Genomic DNA, 18,408 nt, shown 5'->3' on the forward strand with positions numbered 1-18,408 from the left:
TAAATTATTAAAATCGCCGATAATATTATGAGGGATTACTATTCGGAGGAATCGATATGGCTGAAATTAGAAATTGTCCAAGTTGTGGGGAATTCTTTAATTACACTGGGGTTAGAGATGTTTGTTATAAATGTGCTCAACGTGAAGAAGATATGTATCAAATCGTCTATCGTTTTTTAAGAAAGCGCGAAAACCGTGCAGCAACAGTTGATAGAATAGTAGAAGCAACTGGAGTAGAAGAGGAAGTACTTTATAAATGGGTTCGAAAAGGGCGCTTACATCCAGCGGTATTTCCTAACTTAGGCTATCCATGTGATAACTGCGGAAAAATAACAAATAAAGGAAAGCTATGTCAGGATTGTCAGGATGATTTAAAATCAGAATTAAGAACTTTTGAGGCTGCTCAAGAATTTAGAGAAGATATTAAGAGACGTGAAAAAGGAACTTATTTAGCAGAACAAAAAGATTAATAAATAGCTTACTTTTCGCTTAGCAGATTTTATTCATGAGAGTAAATGGATAAAAGTTGTTCAGGCTAAAAGTAAGCTTTTTTCTTTGGAAAGGTTAACATTTTTATAAAATGTCCGAAATATATTTTAGATAATGTTTTTTGAGGGGAGGGGTAGTTGTGAAAATTACCTCAATTGGCGTAAATAATGTAAATCCATATAACAAACAACAACAAAAATTAAAATCAGTAAGTGGACATTCACCGTTTGCAGATAAAATCGAAATATCCACTGCTGCAAAAGAAATGCAAGGGTCTTCTACTTATAGTGCAGAACGAGCAGAAAAAGTAGAAAAATTAAAAGCAGAAATAGAATCTGGCGAATATAAAGTGGATGCACGCAAAGTAGCAGCGGATATGCTGAAATACTATCGCTACTAATGCGAATTAAGAGCTTTTCTAGCGACGAATTTGCTAAAAATCGATTAATTTGCAAAGTAATGAATGTTTAACAAAGTGATTCTTTACCATTCAAAGGATTATCTAAACATGTAAAGGAGTTCAACTAATGTCGGTACAATCAATTATTACAATCCTAGAAAGACTTGAAAAACTGCATAAAAGTTTACTTGAACTGTCTTATCAGAAAACAGAGATTGTGAAAAAGGGCGACATGGCCGAACTTGATAACATGTTAAAAAATGAACAATCCCACGTTGCAGCTATAGAAACTCTTGAAAAGCAACGTCAGCAAGCTGTCAGCGAGTATTTGACAGGAAAAGGAATTTCACAAGCTGGCAAACAAGCGATCGCAGACGTAATCGAAGTTGTTGAGAATGAAGAAGAACGGACACAATTACAGGATGTACGAAATCGATTAATGCTTGTAGTGGATGACTTAAGAAAACAAAACGAATTAAATCAAAAGCTTGTTTTCCAATCATTACAATTTGTGAATATGACATTAGACCTTTTGCGTCCAAAACCAGATCAAATCAACTACTCTGGAAAAGAAGCGCGCGGAGATAATACAGTACAAAAAAAATCCTACTTTGATTCTCAAGCTTAAAAAGAATTTCAACAAAGTGTGTGATATGGATTGTTTCACACACTTTCATATACATAAAATTGGAGTGTGTATCGAAATAAGCTCCAATCAAAATTAAGACTAATTTATAAAACAAAAGGAGGAGACACGATGCGCTCCACATTTATGGGTTTAGAAGCAAGTAAGCGAGGCCTATTCACACAACAAAGTGCTTTATATACAACGGGACATAATATTAGTAATGCAAATACAGATGGGTATTCCCGTCAAAGAGTAAATATGAAACCAACGCTTGGATATCCAGGGGTAGGATTAAACAGTCCAAAAACTGCTGGGTTTATCGGTACAGGGGTTGAAGCGGATTCTGTACAACGTATTCGTGACCAATTCATCGACCGTCAATTCCGCCAAGAGACAAATAAACTCGGCTATTATGAATCAAGGGCAAAGGCTATTTCTCAAATGGAGGACATCATGTCTGAGCCATCTGAATATGGATTGAACGAAGCTTTCAACTTATTCTGGGGTTCTTTACAAGACGTCAGTTCAAATCCAGAAGATATCGCTTCTCGTAAAGTTGCGATACAACGAGCAGAGCATTTAGCAGATACATTTAACTATATCGACACTCAACTTCAACAAATTCAAGGGAATTTAGGGAATGAAATCGATGTATCTACTACTCAAGTAAACTCAATCCTAAAACAAATAGGTGAAATCAATCAACAAATTATCGCGATTGAACCGAATGGCTATATGCCAAATGATTTATATGATGCGAGAGATTTATTAGTAGATGAGTTAAGTCAGTATTTGCCTGTTAAGGTGGATACAGTCGAATCAGGTGGGAATGCATTAGACATTGCCGAAGGAAGTTATACCCTTAGTTACGTTGATAAAAATGGTAAAGAAGTCGTATTAGTTCAAGGTAAAGAATATGTTCAATTAACTGCAAATGGTGTAAGTGAAGATGGTACTACAGGAAAAATAACTGGAGAGGAACCATATAAATTCTTCACTCATTTCTCAACAAATAAAACAATTGATAAAAATACTGGAGCTGTATCTAGTAAAAGAGAAGCTATTGTATACGGGGAGTTAGATCCCTCTAAAGGGAAACTTGCTTCATTAATTGATTCTTATGGACATGTAAATGTAACAGATCCAAATAACGGACAAGGAACAGTTACAGTACCTTCTAACATTACAGTTGAAGGATATTATCCTAAAATGCTATCGGATTTAGAGCGACTTTCTTCTACATTTATTGAAGTGTTTAATACTGTTCATAAAGCGGGACATCCACTAGATTATGCAGGGTTAACAGATTTAAATAGTGATGGAACAGTAGATGCTGATGATTTTAAAGAATTCAATGTATTTGAAATCGTTGATGGTAAAGTAAAGGTAAATCAAAGTATAGTGGATAATCCATCTTTATTAGCGGCGTCTAGTGTAGAAAATGAAGAAGGAAACGGTAAATGGGCAATAGAACTTGCGAATTTACAATATATAAGTTTAGATACTGGTAATTTTGACATCAAGGTAGGTGGAGAAACAACTTCATTTACCAATTTACCAACACTTGATGGAGCCACTTTCCAGTCATTCTACGAGGGATTAATTGGTCAATTAGGTGTGGATGGTCAAGAAGCGAACAGACTTCAATATAATACGGAAACAATTCGCTTAACAGTGGAAAATAATCGTGCATCAATGAGTTCAGTTTCTCTTGATGAAGAAATGACAAATATGATCTCGTTCCAGCAAGCATACAATGCTAATGCCCGAATGATTACTGTAATTGATGAAACATTAGATAAAATTATTAACGGTATGGGTCGAGTTGGATTATAAGTAATATGATTTGGCTACCAATATCATTTAACGAAAGAAAGGTGACCTTTCAATGCGCGTAACACAATCAATGCTATCAAATAACATGCTTCGAAATTTAAGCAATAGTTATAATAAAATGTCTGAACTTCAAAATCAGATTAACTCTGGTAAAAAAATAACTCGTCCATCTCAAGATCCAGTTGTTGCGATTAAAGGAATGAGTTATCGTACAGATTTAAATAAGGTCGAGCAATTTGAACGTAATGTGACTCAAGTGAATTCTTGGCTAGATTCATCAGATGATGCCCTTGGACAAGTTGGAGATGCTTTAAATCGTGTAAAAGAACTTGTTGTCCAAGCAGCAAATGATACAAACACTGCGGATGATCGTCAAAAAATCAAATTAGAAATCGACCAAATCCGTGAACAGCTTCAAGACATTGGTAACACAAAGGTGGCAGATAAATTTATCTTCACAGGTACAAAAACGCAAGCACCATTATTTATCGATGGTGAAATTAATCCGGATTTACTAGAGTTGGATGATACAACGACACCACCAACTCTAACAGATAATTTAATTCCTGCTACTTCTTCTGAAGTGAGAATGGAAGTATTCGATGGAATTCAATTGGATGTTAACTCTTCTGATGCTGCTGGATTATTCCAACAGGTTGATCAGTTAATGGGTAAAATTTCGGAAGCAATGGAAAATTCAGATAGTGATGAAATTGGAAATTTATTAGGTGGTATCGCCGATGGAACGAATGATACCCTTTCTGAATTGCAAAATAAAGTTCTTGAGGCTCGTGCAGATGTTGGGGCACGACAAAATCGTGTCGAGATGATGACAAACCGCCTTGAAACTCATGAGATTAACGTGACAAAACAAATGTCCGATAACGAAGATGTTGACTATGCTGAAACAATTACTGAAATGGTAAATTATGAATCAATCCATCAAGCTTCATTATCTGTAGGAGCAAATATTATTCAGCAAACCTTAGTTGATTTTATTAGATAGTCTATATCTCTATAGAAGATTTTAAAAATCAATGTAGTAAGCTATGATTGGTTAGCGACGAGATTGTAAAGGTCGTCGCCAACCTTGGTTGATTTTATTAGATAATTTTAAAGCGTTTGGACGTAATGGTTCAAACGCTTTTCTTAAATTATTGTTAGTAATATTCATGAGAGCTTAAACACTATTAAGATCCATACGAAACAGGTGATTCAAAATGAGGATTCCACAAATCCAAATATCCACTAGGGATATCAAAGTGGACATGCAAATTCATGACCCAGTTCAAAAAATACATCAGGAAAAAGCAGATTTAAAAATTTCACAGCCTACAGCGATTGTTAATATTAACAGTAAACCTGCAAAATTATTAATTGACCAGTCGCAAGCATGGAGAGATATGGGATTACTAACACCTAAGGAATCCGTAGCTAAATACGCGCAAGATGGTAGACAGGCTGTATTAAAAAGGATTTCAAAGGATGCCGCGGAAGGTCGTCAAATGATGGAAAGTGCTGGAAAAGGTCAAGGTCGTCAGATTGCAGCAAATATTGCAAAACAAAACCATGGCCCAAAAAGAATACCATTTAATATAAAATTTATTCCATCTGTTGGTGCTGTCGATATTAACTATGTTGCTGGGAAATTAGATATTAATACTACACCACAAAAGCCAAGAATAGATGCGAAGATAAATAAACCGATCCATGATTATACACCAGGTAAAGTCACACATGATATTTTACAAAAGCCATCTATTAATATCGATGTGATTGGATAGTAAGGGAATTAATTTTAGACTAATTCATTCCAAAATAAGAGGTTGCCAAAGGTGCTTCGTCTAAATTCAGCAATTCGTTTCAGATATTGATGAAGCTTAAAGGAGTTAATGAGAACAATGAAAATTAATACAAAATTTTTAGGTGAAGTAGAAGTAAATGAAAATGATATCATTACGTTTGAATATGGAATGCCCGGTTTTCCAGACCTACATAAATTCATCTTACTTCCCCTAGATGCTGATCTGCCATTAGCGGTTCTTCAATCGTCAGAGCAGGTGGAAATAGGCTTTGTCGTCGCATATCCATTTGCCTTTAAAAAAGATTACGCCTTCGATATAAGTGAAGAGGATAAAGAGGATTTAAAAATTGAAAAAGAAGAAGATGTAATTGCATATTCTATCTTAACATTGAAAGATACATTCCCAGAATCTACATTAAATTTATTAGCCCCAGTTGTCATTAATGCAAATAAAAAACTCGGTAAACAAATTGTATTGCAAGATAGTAGTATGTATCCATTAAAATATCCAATTGGTGCATTGGAAGGAAGTGCGAAATAATGCTTGTCCTTTCACGTAAAAAAAATGAATCGATCATGATTGGTGACCATATTGAGGTGAAAATATTATCTGTCGATGGGGATCAAGTAAAGCTCGGTATTGTTGCACCGAAAAGTGTAAAAGTTCATCGTTCAGAAGTATTTGAAGCAATTCAAGAGCAGAATAAAGAAGCGTTGAATACGAATGTGAGTTTACTTGAGCAGTTAAAGAAAAAATAGAGTGTTTATAATAAATTAGTTAATAAATCCGCAAGATTTAATGAAACGGCCAGTTCAGTAGAGCGTCGTTGTTCTTGGCGGATTTTTTGTTTAATAATGTAAAACTTTTACACAATAAGATACTCAAGTGAGTATCATAACTCCGTTTTGCTAATTAATAAAAAAATTTTTTAAAATCTATTAAACTACAAAATTTACTGTCGATAATAATTATGTAAGACATAAAGGGAGAAAATTCTCTTTATGTCAACAAAGTTCCACAAGGATGTGGAGCTATCAAAACAAATTCAAGGAGGAATTCCAAATGAGAATTCAACACAACATTTCTGCTTTAAACACTCACCGTAACCTAGGTTTCAACAACACTCAAGCTTCTAAAAACCTTGAGAAATTATCTTCTGGTTACAAAATCAACCGCGCTGGTGACGATGCTGCTGGTTTAGCAATCTCTGAAAAAATGCGTGGACAAATCCGTGGTCTTGACATGGCATCTAAAAACGCTCAAGACTCAATCTCTTTAATTCAAACTGCTGAGGGTGCACTTAACGAAACACATGCAATCCTACAACGTATGCGTGAATTAGCAGTACAATCTTCAAACGATACAAACGTATCTTCTGACCGTGCTGCACTTCAATTAGAAATCGATTCTTTAGCAAAAGAAATCACTCGTATTTCTACTGACACAGAATTCAACACTCAAAAATTATTAGATGGTACATTCGGTGGACAAGTTAAATCTGCTGGTGGTTTTGATATCAGTGGTGCTACTTCTGCTGGTGGTAAAGTATTCCACATCGGTGCTAACTCTGGTCAATCAATCAACTTAAGCATTGGTAACATGAGTGCAACTGCACTTGGTGTTAATGCTTTAGCTAAGACAGCAGATGTAAGTGAATTAACAGATAGTACTTCTGTTGGTGGCGGTATCAACATCTCTACTCAATCTAAAGCAGATAACTCTATCTCAATTATCGATGCTGCAATTAACCGTGTATCTGAAACTCGTGCATCTCTTGGTGCGGTTCAAAACCGTTTAGAGCACACGATCAACAACTTAGGAACAACTTCTGAAAACTTAACAGCTGCTGAATCTCGTATCCGTGATACTGATATGGCTGCTGAAATGATGAGCTTTACTAAGAACAATATCTTAATGCAAGCTGCTCAATCTATGTTAGCTCAAGCTAACCAACAACCACAAGGTGTTCTTCAATTATTAGGATAATAATTAGTTATCTTAAAAACCTTTAGTCAAATTTGACTAAAGGTTTTTTCTGCTTAATAATCAATACTTGTAGCCGATATAGATTATGAGGTGTAAAAAAATGAATGTTCATCAAGTAGAACGATTAACAGCAAAGTCTGGGGTTCCAACTTTAAAAATAAATGATTATTATATACATAGTAAATATGACCCGATTAGAGAAGCACAACAAATAGCTGAAAGACAATACACTCCTCACCATGCTCATATAATATTTGGTTATGGATGTGGGTATTTAGTTGATGCGCTATTATCATGTTTTAAACATAATGAGGAACTGCTTGTCGTTGATCCTCTTTTTAATGAAAGACATATTGATATAAATGAAAAACATATTGGTTTAAAAATATATGAAAGTACTATATTGAACAACTTTGAATTTTACTTAGGTGCGGTAGCAAAAGAAGTTCGAACGGCATATAAAACGATCTGTTTACCCAATTATGAAAAGTTATTTCCGGAAGATTATAAACTGTTACTTTCGAAAATAAAGGATGTCCAATATCGTGTATTAGTGAATGATTATACGTTGATCCGCTATGCTAGAGACTGGCATATGAACTTCATGGGGAACTTAATCAATTTAAAGAAAGATGCAAATATTAAAACTTTAAGACAAGTGTATGATTGCCCAGTTGTGATTGCATCTGGTGGTCCATCTTTAAATAAACAACTAGACCTATTAAAATCAGTGAGAGACAATATTATCCTGATCGCAGCAGGATCGACGATTAACTCCTTAATTGCAGAAGGAATTGAACCGGACTATGTTGTCTCTATCGATGGAGGTATTCCAAATTACAAACATTTTCAAAATTTAAAACTGGAAAATGCACAATTGATATATACGATGCAAAGTCATCCAGGTGTAAGAGATGCATTCTTAAATGATTGTTTCGTTACAGGTATAAATGGATTTGATGCAGTGACGGAGTATATGGAAAAACAGTTAGGTATTGATTTGCCTGTATTTATTAGCGGAGGAACTGTTGCTCATTTAGCTTTCAATATGGCGCTTTATATCTCTTCAGGTCCTGTTGCACTAATTGGTCAAGATTTAGCTTATACAGATAATCTAACCCATGCTGCACATAATATTAATGCTCGTCCAATCGACGACAAATTTATTAAAGAAAAAGAAGCCTTTCAGACTGAAGGTTATTATGGTGAATTAGTTTGGACTACTAAACCGTTTTATTCTATGAAACTGGAGTTTGAAGAGTTGGTGAAGCTCGGAAATCCAGATGTACCATTCTTTAATTGTACTGAAGGCGGAATTAAGTTAGAAGGTTTTGATCAGATAACTTTTAAAGACTTTGTACAACAATTTGTTACAGAAGAAAAGGTAAACATTTATAAAGTGGATCGTAGTGAAAAACTTGATTTTGACTTAATAGACGCGATAAAACAGGATATAAAAAATTACAGAAAATTAATTGGGTTATATACAGATGGTTTAAAAACACTAAACTCAAACAAATTTAATACTAAATTTGAACAATCTATTTTGAATAAATTAGACAAAATCGATAATAAAATTGCTAAAGTGTTAAGTTTTGTACCGCTTGATTCAATGATGGCTCCTATAAAAATGCAAGTAATGAGAGGCTTTTTAGAAAAGGAAAATGAAACAGTAGAAGAAGCCTATAAAAGAGCCTATGCGCAAACAGAAACTCTTTATAAAAAGCTGTTAAATATTACGAAATTTGCTAAAGAGTATGCAGAAAAGGTTTTAAATGATTTCAAGGAAAAAGAGGGAGAAGCATGATAAAAGAAGTTATAGAGGTAATTGATAGCTATAATCATTATTTAACAAGGGTCCCTAATGGGAGTATTCAAATTGCAAACAGCCTAAGAAAAGATCAAATACAAGAAGCATTACAAATGATATTAGATTTTTCTGATGGAATGGGATGGCTTGCTCAAGCAACAGAGCTTCTTCAAAAAAATGAAGTTGACATCACTTTAGATATTACAAAAATCCATGAATTTTTAAATGAAATCAATAGCGGTTTAGAAATTCAAGATTATGTACTAGTAGCGGATATGTTTGAATATGAAATTGCACCATTTTTTGAAGAAATACTGCCAATAGAAGGTACTAACAATTAATGATTTGGGAGATAAATCAAGCAAAAAATGGGGAAAGTACTTTATTGTTAAATGGCATATCTATTTACAGTAAATATCGACCATTTGAAGATGCCAGACAATGGGTTAATAATGAATTGGATTACTCATTTTCTAATTACCTTTTAATAGGCTTGGGGTTGGGCTATCATTTAGAAGCATTGTCAGATTTAGAAAAAGAAAAACCCATCTATGTTTACTATTTCGAACAACAGGAATGTGATCTCTTTTACAAGTTGAATCATTCTAAACAGTGGTGGAAAAAATCAAATATCCATATTATACATGATATGAAGGATTTACCGATTTCTGTTGACACTCAAATTATGATACCTAATGTTTGGTTAAAGGCCATAGGTTATGAACATCCATTAAATAGTTATCTTGAAGATATTAAAATTAACCAAGTGACATATAAAATGTCTGCCAAAATTATGGAGATGAATTTTAATAATAATACTTTACTTAAGGATTTTGACCCATATCCTTCTTTTAAATGCAATCAAGCTGCATTAATTGCATCAGGACCGTCCTTGAATGAAACAATACAGTGGTTAAAAGATGTTGAAGGTGAAATAGAGTTATTTGTTGTTGGATCGGCATTAAAAGCAGTTCTTGCAAATCAATTAAAACCGAGTGGAGTTATCATTTCAGATCCCAAAGCTGAAATTAAAAAACAACTTAGTGGTACGAACTATAAAGGTCCCTTATTCTATTTAAGTACTTCAAATCATGAGGCAGTTCAATTACACGAAGGAAAACGACATATATTATTTCAAAATGGATATCCAGATGCTGAAAAATTAGCAATGGAAATCAATTTTCCTTGTATAGATACAGGAGGATCTGTCTCTACAACTACGTTTAGTTTGCTTGAACTACTTGGGTTTAAAGAAATATATTTGTTTGGTATGGACTTAGGATTTAGAGGTAATCTGACACATGCAAAGCTGTCCACATCAGGTAGAACTATCAATGGAAAACATAATTTGCGAGAAGTTATTTCAAATAGCGGAAATTCCATTTTTACGACACCGAACTTAAATACCTATTTGCGTTGGATGAATAGGGAAATGGAACTTAGAAAGTTAAGAGTATATAACACAGCATGGGATGGCGCAAAGATTAATAATGTTCAATACATAAATCGTCAACAGTTCCAAAATTTAATTCACTCAAAAAACCTATGAATTCATAGGTTTTTTATTTATATTTAAGTAATCTAGCCGATAATAGTAATGTAAATTTCGATTTAATTCGACAAGCAGGAAAGAATGGAGAATATTTAGTTATGAATATTTTAAAAAATAAAACTGTTTTAGTAACAGGTGGTACAGGTTCGTTCGGAAAAAAATTCACAAAAAAAGCGTTGGAGCTTGGCGCAAAAAAAATTATTATTTTTAGTCGTGATGAATTGAAACAATATGAAATGAAACAGGAATTTAAAGATTCTCGTCTGCGATTTTTCATAGGCGATGTGCGCGACAAAGAACGTTTAGTACGTGCCTTTGATGGAGTAGATTATGTCATACATGCAGCTGCGATGAAGCATGTGGATGCTTGTGAATATAATCCATTTGAAGCTGTAAAAACAAATATTCATGGTGCACAAAATGTAATAGAAGCTGCAATTGACTGTAAAGTAGAAAAGGTAATTGCACTATCTACTGATAAAGCTTGTTCTCCAGTAAATTTATATGGTGCTACAAAGCTTGCCTCAGATAAATTGTTTGTAGCTGCCAACTCTTATGTAGGGGATAAGCCTACTCGTTTTGCTGTAGTACGCTATGGAAATGTAGTTGGTAGTCGTGGCAGTGTTGTACCTTTCTTCAAAAAGATAAAAGAAAGTGGAGTGCTTCCAGTGACAGATGAACGTATGACGCGTTTCTGGATTACTCTTGATCATGGTGTGCAATTCGTACTAGATAACTTAGAACGCATGCATGGCGGAGAAGTATTTGTACCGAAAATTCCTAGTATGAGAGTTGTGGATTTAGCGAAAGCAATTGGACCTGAATGTAAAATCGAATTTGTTGGAATCAGACCTGGTGAAAAGCTTCACGAAGCAATGATTATGGAAGATGATGCACGTCATACTGTTGAGTTTGATACATATTACGTCATTCAACCAGAGTTCCCATTCTGGTCTAAAAAGTTTGCTGAAGGTGGAAAAGTATTACCAGAGGGATTTGTTTATGCAAGTGATAATAATACAGAATGGTTGACGATTGAACAGTTACGTGAATTGGCGGAGGGTATGTAATGATTGCTGTAATCGGTGGGGCCGGATATATTGGATCGCATACGGTAAAATACTTAATAGAACAAGAGGAGCAAGTAGTTGTCTTTGATAAATTAAGTACTGGACACCGAGAATTTGTCCCATTAAATATTCCGTTTATTGAAGGGGATTTGGGTAATCAAGATAATTTAGATAATCTTTTTAAATCTTATCCAGAAATTCATACTGTTATTCATTTTGCAGCATTCGCTAATGTAGGAGAATCGGTTAATCATCCAGCAAAGTATTATCAAAATAACGTAGTCAATACAATTCGATTGCTAGATACGATGATCAAATATAAGGTCAAAAATATTGTCTTTTCATCAACTTGTGCTACTTATGGTGAACCACTATTTTTGCCTTTAACAGAGGATCATCCACAGAATCCGATTAACCCATATGGAAAAACCAAGCTAATGATTGAACAAACAATGGAAGACTATTCCGTTGCGTATGGGTTAAAATATGCGGCACTTCGTTATTTTAATGCAGCAGGTGCTTCTGAGGATGCAACAATAGGAGAATGGCATGAACCGGAGACACATTTAATTCCACTTGTTTTAGATGTAGCAATTGGAAGACGTGAATATATCTCAGTATATGGTTCAGATTTCGATACTCCAGATGGAACATGTATCCGTGATTATATTCATGTAATTGATTTAGCAGATGCCCATTACAAAGCAATGAATTATTTAATAGAAGTAAATCAAAATTTAAAGCTTAATCTAGGTAATGGGGAAGGATTCACTGTTCTTGAAATTATTCATGAAGTTGAAAAAGTAACTGGAAAAAGTATTGAGAAAAAAATAGTAGATCGACGAGCTGGAGATCCAGCTAGATTGATTGGTTCTTCTCGAAAAGCAGAAGAATTGATAGGTTGGACACCACAATATAAACTTGAGCAAATTATTGAAACTGCTTGGGGATGGCATAAAGAGCAATTTGGTAAGATTATTAATGTGCCACTTTCCCAATAACCTTTCATAAATGACAATTGGGTAAAGAAATTTAAGTAAAATATGATTTTACCACAGCCTTTGGTAGCGGAAGAACGAGATAAAACTATAGAGCTTGGTACAAGTTATAAATCTCTATCTATAAGAGGGAATTAGTAAACTTACCTGATACTTGAAGAGTATTTGACGTTATTTTAACATCTCCTCTCTATACAACGATTACTCTAGTAAATAACAAGTTAAATTTATTACATCCATCGTTTCTTTGTGGGGATATTTGACGAAAAAAGGAAATGTATGAAAGTTTAAGATAACTGAATATAATTAAATAATAAAGGTGGAGTTCAATTGAAAAAAAAATTAATTATACATATAGGTACCCCTAAAACAGGAACAACATCCATCCAGAATACTTTATATGCTTCAAGATTAAGCTTCATGGATTATGGATTGTACTATCCCAAATTTCTACCGCATGATCATATATATGGTTTCACTTCACTCTTTAAAGATGACCCGGAAAATCTAATTTTTTTCAGACAAAAAGATTTAAAAAGTGACCAAATGAATGAAAAACAGACCTTATATAAAAATAATTGGATTAAGGAATTTGAAACTTTTCAGGGACATTGTTTTATTATTTCAGCTGAAAAGTTATCTGAATTAACAATTGATGAAGTTAGGAAAGTAAAAAATTTTGTTGAACAATATTTTGAAGAAATAGAAATTATTGTTTATGTTCGGCCGTTTAATGCTTTAATTCCAAGTGCTATTCAAGAATCTATAAAAGGTGGATTTGTTTCGTCTAGTTTTGAAGATCTTTTTAGATTATGTATGAATGATAAAAATCATTGGATATTTTATAGCAATAGTATAAAGAGTTGGATTAATATTTTCGGAAGGGAAAGTGTTACAGTCCGCCCGTTTAACAAAAAGGCTTTTAAGAATAATGACTTAATAGACGACTTCTTAGAAACAATTGGTTATGGAGAAGTAGATACTAGAAAAATTAAGAAATTCACAGGTAATGAGTCTATAGGGAAATATTCGGTAACATTATTATCAAAGCTGAATCAACGGTTTCCAATGCTGAAGAATGGTGAATTAAATAAAGAACGAGGATTAGTAAATTCTTGGGTTCCAACTTATATTTTTTCTAGTGTTCATGATGAGAAATTTACTTTAGACATAAAATATACGATATCAGACGCCGAGCTATTAAATAAAGAAATAGACTATATTAATGAATACTTACCTCAAAATCACCGTTTTGATTATGTAAAATCAAGTAATGAACTAACAGTTTTTCCAAAGATAGAGGAAATTCCAATTAATTTTTATGTTGACTTACTAAATGAGTACCATAAAGAGATTGAAAAATATTTAAAAGTAGATGAATTTTATCAAGATTTATTCGATTTAATTGGATTTAATAAAAGTATTTTTATATGGGGAGCTGGTAGTGCGGGTATAAAAGTGTTGAATTTGTTAAGTAAATTAAATTTAACCGTTAGTGGATTTATCGACTCAGACTCGAGAAAAATCGGTAATTTTTTTCATGATTTTCGTGTATTTGCACCGAATGAAGTGTTTTTAAAATTTAAAAAAGAAGAAGTTTTTTTCATTGTAGGATCCTCATATTACAACGAGATAACAAAAGAACTTGTGGATAACGGTTTTAAAGAAAAAGAAAATTATATAGTTAAGCATATCTATTAGTATTAGTATTTCAATAGTATATCTGATTTTTTGAATTACTAGTCACTAAATTTTATGAAAGTTCAAGCCTATGAGAACATTGAAAATCTAATAAAGTTTCATATGGGAAACGTGCCTCTAATAGGTCATTGTTAGCCTTTTATTGACAGTTTGATAGAATCTATATATTAGACGCTATGGATATTACTTTAAATCAACAAGACTCACACTTAGATTCTACTCTAATATGAATCGAACAGAATGTTTATTTATTAATACTATAGTTAGTATATGTCAAACTTTTAAAAAGCAATAGTGAAAATATTTTGGGAATAATAACATTCTAATATAACAAAGCAATCAAAATTTTGTAAATAAACGTTTAAGCAGGAGTGTTGATATGAATATTTTAATTGTTACTGAAAAATTTAAAATTGGTGGTCTTGAACGTAGTATTCTCAAACAGATTAAATATTTGGAGGATAATGGTCATAATGTATATTTAGCTATTAGGGAATATGATAATCATAATTTAATTGAAAATAGAAAAAATATATTATACCTACCGGAAAAAATGTTTGCTAGTGCAGAAGTATTAATTAAATTTGTTGAAAAAAATAATATTAATATAATTCATGCACACCCATTTAATACTATATTATGTAGTATTTTCGCTAGTCAAGTTACCCAAATTCCAATGGTATATACTGTGCATGGACTAAGCTCTTTAAATTATACTCATAGACTAGAAGATGATATTCTTATTAGATATTTTATCGGTGAAGTTCAGCCGAATATTTTTAGTGTTTCCCAATATTATACCAAGTTTCTAAAAGAAGGATATTTTAATGAAAAAACCACGTATCTTCCTAATTCTATAGATATGGATTCAATTTCTTTAGAGGGAAGAATTGAGGTAAGTAAAGGCATAGGAGTATTTGTTGGAAGATTTTCAGATGATAATGTAAAAGCTTTGAAAAAATTTTATGAGAATAAAAGTAAATATAATTTGTCCAAAGTAGATATCTATGGCCATGGAAATGAATTAGAAAAGTTAATTGAACTAGTGAAACTTTCAAAAGGTTTTTTTGAGTACAAAGGTATTTCTGATAATCCGCTAAAAACAATTGAGAAATATGAGGTTGTTTTGGGTATAGGACAGCAGGTGATGGAAGGAATATCATTGAAGAAAAAAGTGATATTAATAGGTTACGGTAAATTATCAGGGTACTTAAATTACGAAATTTATAATCAAATAAAAGTAAATAATTTTGTAAATCGATTTATTTCAAATAAGGAAAATTTAGAGTTTAATGAAGATGATATTGAATTTATTTTTGAGGATTTTAGTAAAAATTACAACTCAACTAGTGTAAATAAAATATATCTAAATACTTTGATAGATGCGGAATTTGTAAATAATGATTATATAGTTGAGATTTTCCATATGAGAAATTCTGATAGTCTTTTAAATCTATGTAAAGAAAAAATCTTACCTAATACACTTAATCCATACATATTAAATAGTTTAAAGTGGGGAAATAATATTAATACTGGAAATTAATATTTTTTTAAATTCACAAACTAATTATAGGATAGAAGTGTTGTTCTGTGTATTTGATATTACATCAAATCTAATGGGAAAATGAGTGATTAGGTTTACTTTTATGTCCTTTATAAATATTTAGAAAATTCAATAGAATTCCAATAAGTATTAAGGGTACCTTGGTAATAGTGAATTTTATTTGAATGATAATTTTGAGGTGTTCTAAAAGATATGACAACTGTATCAATAGTTTTACCAACATACAATAGAGCGGGAAAGCTAAAAAAAGCTGTGGAAACTTGTTTGAATCAAACTTACAAAGACATCGAATTAATAATTGTTGATGATGGATCAACTGATGAAACTAAAAAGGTAATAGAAAACTTTAATGATTCTAGGATTAAATATTTTTATAAACATAATGAAGGTTTACCTATAGCACTGAATTTTGGTTTTGAGAAATCTAAAGGTAAGTATTTAACATGGACAAGTGATGATAATGAATATTTAGAAAATGCAATTGAAGTTATGGTAAATGAACTAGATAAACATAAAGAACCAATATTTGTATACTCGAATATATACCTTAAAAATGAGAATACAGGGAAGATAAATCTGTTAAATCTAGGTGGAACAAATCGAATGTACATGACAAATTATGTTTATGCGTGTTTTATGTACCATAGAGATATATACCTTGAATTAGGAGGGTACTCATTAGATAAAAGGTTAGTAGAGGATTTTGACTATTGGATCAAAATATATGAAAAATATAAAATGATACATATTCCTCAAGCTCTATATATCTATCTTCAACATGATGACTCATTGACGAATACAAAAAAAGTAGAAATAAATAAGGTTTTAGATAAAGTTTATGAGGAACATCACTGTTTCGATAAAATCTATAACGACATAAATAAATATAGTGGTAGTAGAGATATTTATATTTGGGGAACCGGTACTTTAGGTTCTAGAGTTTACAATGAACTTGCATTAAAGAGAAAACTAAAGATTAAAGGTATGATTGATAATAACATAAAAAGGTCAAACCAAAAGTTTGAAAACAATATAAATATATTTCATTCAAGTGAAATTTCAAATTTTAATACCAAACCATATATAATTATAGCTTCAACTTTTAGAGCGGAAATTGAAATGGATTTACACTATATGGGATTTAAAGTTGATGTTGATTATTATTAAGAATGAGGAGTTATAATGAAAAAAGTTTCCATCGTCATGCTCGCCTGGAATCGAAAAGAAGATGTGCGTGAGAGTTTAACACGAATTGCTGAAATTGAATATGACAACTACGAGGTAATCGTTGTTGACAACGCCTCTACTGACGGTACACAAGAGGTAGTGAAGACAGAGTTTCCACATGTGAATCTCATTGAAATGTCTGAAAATGTAGGGATTAAAGCATATAATGTTGGTTTCGAACAAGCTAAGGGAGATTATATCATTATTATAGATGATGATTCATTCCCTGCAAAAACAGCTATGCGTCGCATGGTAAAGGCATTTGAGCAGGATCCACAGCTTGGTGTATGCGCCTTTGATGTAAGAAATTACTATAACTATGATGATATAAATCAAGATATCGATAATGAAGAAGGTGTAAAAGCCATCCCTCGTGATTATTACATGGGATTCAATGGTGCTGGTGTGGGTGTAAGAAAAGATGTCTTTAAACAAATAGGTTATTACCCAGAAGAGTTTTTCTTATACTTCAATGAAATGGATTGTGCTTATAAAATTTGGGATGCAGGGTATAAGATTGAATTTTTCTCTAATATTGTGTCGTATCATAAGTATTCACCAGCTAATCGTGCTTCTTGGCGAGCGCCGTTCTACTATACACGCAATGCCTTTTGGCTTATTTGGAAGCATTTCCCGACAAATACAGCAATTAAAGCAACAGCTAAGTTAATTTATAATTGTTTTTATTATTCAATGGAACAAAAAACAAATATTTATTTAAAGGCGATGTGGGATGCATTTAAAAATAGTAGTAAGCTTAAAGGGAAACGTAAACCTGTAAGTAAAGAAGTCGTAGAAAAGCTCCGTAACCCTTTAAATATAGCATTTACATTTTATCGTTAGGAAGGACTAATATGACTAAAAGATTATTAATCATTCGTTCGGCTAGTATGCAGCAATTAGATAAAAACCTTCCTGAAATCGTAAAAACATTTCCAGAGTATCAAATTGACATGTTGACACATGAACATAGTGTCAAACTTGTAGAAAAGTATGATGTCATTAAAAATGTGATTGTATATCCATATAATGGTTCTTTCGATGTAAATCGAAAGGTAGACGTTGATACATATGATGCTGTTTTAGTTCCGGTTACGAATTTAAGTGGTTCAAGTTTTTATAATGTATTAAATTTCTCATTGACAATTAAAGCTGAGAAACGATTCATATGTAATCTTGTATCTGAAATTTGGGAAGTTACACCATCAGATATAAAAATGATGAAATTAAAGAGTAATACCATGACTTTGCTTTCTTCCATTGCTACAGCTATATTATTTATACCACTTTGTCTTGTATTACCATTTAAATTAATGTCGATTCAAAGAAAGGAAGATTGACA

Annotated in this window: 19 protein-coding genes; all 19 read left to right on the forward strand. The window is 32.4% G+C overall.

Annotated elements, in window-relative coordinates; all coding sequences use genetic code 11:
- Nucleotides 1-56: 56 nt before the first annotated feature.
- Nucleotides 57-470: a TIGR03826 family flagellar region protein gene (locus CD30_RS13080; RefSeq protein ID WP_036177737.1), complete on the forward strand. Its 414-nt coding sequence runs from the start codon at nucleotides 57-59 to the stop codon at nucleotides 468-470.
- A 158-nt stretch (nucleotides 471-628) separates the two neighbouring features.
- Nucleotides 629-889, forward strand: coding sequence for a flagellar biosynthesis anti-sigma factor FlgM (gene flgM, locus CD30_RS13085; protein WP_036177739.1), 261 nt, complete (start codon nucleotides 629-631; stop codon nucleotides 887-889).
- A gap of 127 nt (nucleotides 890-1,016) precedes the next feature.
- Nucleotides 1,017-1,517: a flagellar protein FlgN gene (locus tag CD30_RS13090; RefSeq protein WP_036177741.1), complete on the forward strand. Its 501-nt coding sequence runs from the start codon at nucleotides 1,017-1,019 to the stop codon at nucleotides 1,515-1,517.
- A 129-nt stretch (nucleotides 1,518-1,646) separates the two neighbouring features.
- Nucleotides 1,647-3,353 (forward strand): flagellar hook-associated protein FlgK, encoded by a 1,707-nt coding sequence (gene flgK, locus CD30_RS13095; protein WP_036177743.1) that lies wholly within the window; start codon nucleotides 1,647-1,649, stop codon nucleotides 3,351-3,353.
- Nucleotides 3,354-3,405: 52 nt separating this feature from the next.
- Nucleotides 3,406-4,359 carry a flagellar hook-associated protein FlgL gene (gene flgL / locus CD30_RS13100; RefSeq protein ID WP_036177745.1) on the forward strand — a complete coding sequence of 318 codons (954 nt, stop codon included), beginning with the start codon at nucleotides 3,406-3,408 and terminating at the stop codon, nucleotides 4,357-4,359.
- Nucleotides 4,360-4,573: 214 nt separating this feature from the next.
- Nucleotides 4,574-5,137, forward strand: a complete 564-nt coding sequence (locus CD30_RS13105; protein ID WP_036177747.1) for a DUF6470 family protein — start codon at nucleotides 4,574-4,576, stop codon at nucleotides 5,135-5,137.
- Between the two features lie 117 nt (nucleotides 5,138-5,254).
- Nucleotides 5,255-5,698, forward strand: a complete 444-nt coding sequence (gene fliW, locus CD30_RS13110; protein WP_036177749.1) for a flagellar assembly protein FliW — start codon at nucleotides 5,255-5,257, stop codon at nucleotides 5,696-5,698.
- On the forward strand, nucleotides 5,698-5,916 hold the full coding sequence (csrA, locus tag CD30_RS13115) for a carbon storage regulator CsrA (RefSeq protein ID WP_036177751.1): 219 nt from the start codon (nucleotides 5,698-5,700) through the stop codon (nucleotides 5,914-5,916). The genes fliW and csrA overlap by 1 nt, the downstream gene beginning before the upstream one ends.
- Before the next feature lie 304 nt (nucleotides 5,917-6,220).
- A complete protein-coding gene (gene hag / locus CD30_RS13120; RefSeq protein ID WP_036177753.1) occupies nucleotides 6,221-7,144 on the forward strand; it encodes a flagellin Hag in 924 nt (307 codons plus the stop codon).
- Between the two features lie 100 nt (nucleotides 7,145-7,244).
- Nucleotides 7,245-8,951, forward strand: coding sequence for a motility associated factor glycosyltransferase family protein (locus tag CD30_RS13125; RefSeq protein WP_036177755.1), 1,707 nt, complete (start codon nucleotides 7,245-7,247; stop codon nucleotides 8,949-8,951).
- Nucleotides 8,948-9,295, forward strand: a complete 348-nt coding sequence (locus tag CD30_RS13130; RefSeq protein WP_036177757.1) for a hypothetical protein — start codon at nucleotides 8,948-8,950, stop codon at nucleotides 9,293-9,295. The genes CD30_RS13125 and CD30_RS13130 overlap by 4 nt, the downstream gene beginning before the upstream one ends.
- The gene (locus CD30_RS13135) at nucleotides 9,295-10,503 is read left to right on the forward strand and encodes a motility associated factor glycosyltransferase family protein (RefSeq protein ID WP_036177759.1); all 1,209 of its coding nucleotides are present in this window, start codon (nucleotides 9,295-9,297) and stop codon (nucleotides 10,501-10,503) included. The genes CD30_RS13130 and CD30_RS13135 overlap by 1 nt, the downstream gene beginning before the upstream one ends.
- 101 nt (nucleotides 10,504-10,604) lie before the next feature.
- The gene (gene pseB / locus CD30_RS13140) at nucleotides 10,605-11,576 is read left to right on the forward strand and encodes a UDP-N-acetylglucosamine 4,6-dehydratase (inverting) (protein ID WP_170933662.1); all 972 of its coding nucleotides are present in this window, start codon (nucleotides 10,605-10,607) and stop codon (nucleotides 11,574-11,576) included.
- Complete coding sequence (galE, locus tag CD30_RS13145; protein WP_036177761.1) at nucleotides 11,576-12,577, forward strand: UDP-glucose 4-epimerase GalE; 1,002 nt, start codon at nucleotides 11,576-11,578, stop codon at nucleotides 12,575-12,577. Before pseB ends, galE begins: the two co-directional genes overlap by 1 nt.
- A gap of 327 nt (nucleotides 12,578-12,904) precedes the next feature.
- The gene (locus tag CD30_RS13150; protein WP_036177763.1) at nucleotides 12,905-14,275 is read left to right on the forward strand and encodes an LbetaH domain-containing protein; all 1,371 of its coding nucleotides are present in this window, start codon (nucleotides 12,905-12,907) and stop codon (nucleotides 14,273-14,275) included.
- Between the two features lie 379 nt (nucleotides 14,276-14,654).
- On the forward strand, nucleotides 14,655-15,818 hold the full coding sequence (locus CD30_RS13155) for a glycosyltransferase family 4 protein (protein WP_036177765.1): 1,164 nt from the start codon (nucleotides 14,655-14,657) through the stop codon (nucleotides 15,816-15,818).
- Between the two features lie 213 nt (nucleotides 15,819-16,031).
- Nucleotides 16,032-17,006: a glycosyltransferase family 2 protein gene (locus tag CD30_RS13160; RefSeq protein ID WP_052126209.1), complete on the forward strand. Its 975-nt coding sequence runs from the start codon at nucleotides 16,032-16,034 to the stop codon at nucleotides 17,004-17,006.
- 15 nt (nucleotides 17,007-17,021) lie between these two features.
- Nucleotides 17,022-17,909 carry a glycosyltransferase family 2 protein gene (locus CD30_RS13165; protein ID WP_036177767.1) on the forward strand — a complete coding sequence of 296 codons (888 nt, stop codon included), beginning with the start codon at nucleotides 17,022-17,024 and terminating at the stop codon, nucleotides 17,907-17,909.
- A gap of 11 nt (nucleotides 17,910-17,920) precedes the next feature.
- The gene (locus CD30_RS13170; protein ID WP_036177769.1) at nucleotides 17,921-18,406 is read left to right on the forward strand and encodes a hypothetical protein; all 486 of its coding nucleotides are present in this window, start codon (nucleotides 17,921-17,923) and stop codon (nucleotides 18,404-18,406) included.
- Nucleotides 18,407-18,408: the final 2 nt, after the last annotated feature.

Source organism: Ureibacillus massiliensis 4400831 = CIP 108448 = CCUG 49529, assembly GCF_000772965.1.
Classification (GTDB): Bacteria; Bacillota; Bacilli; order Bacillales_A; family Planococcaceae; genus Ureibacillus; species Ureibacillus massiliensis.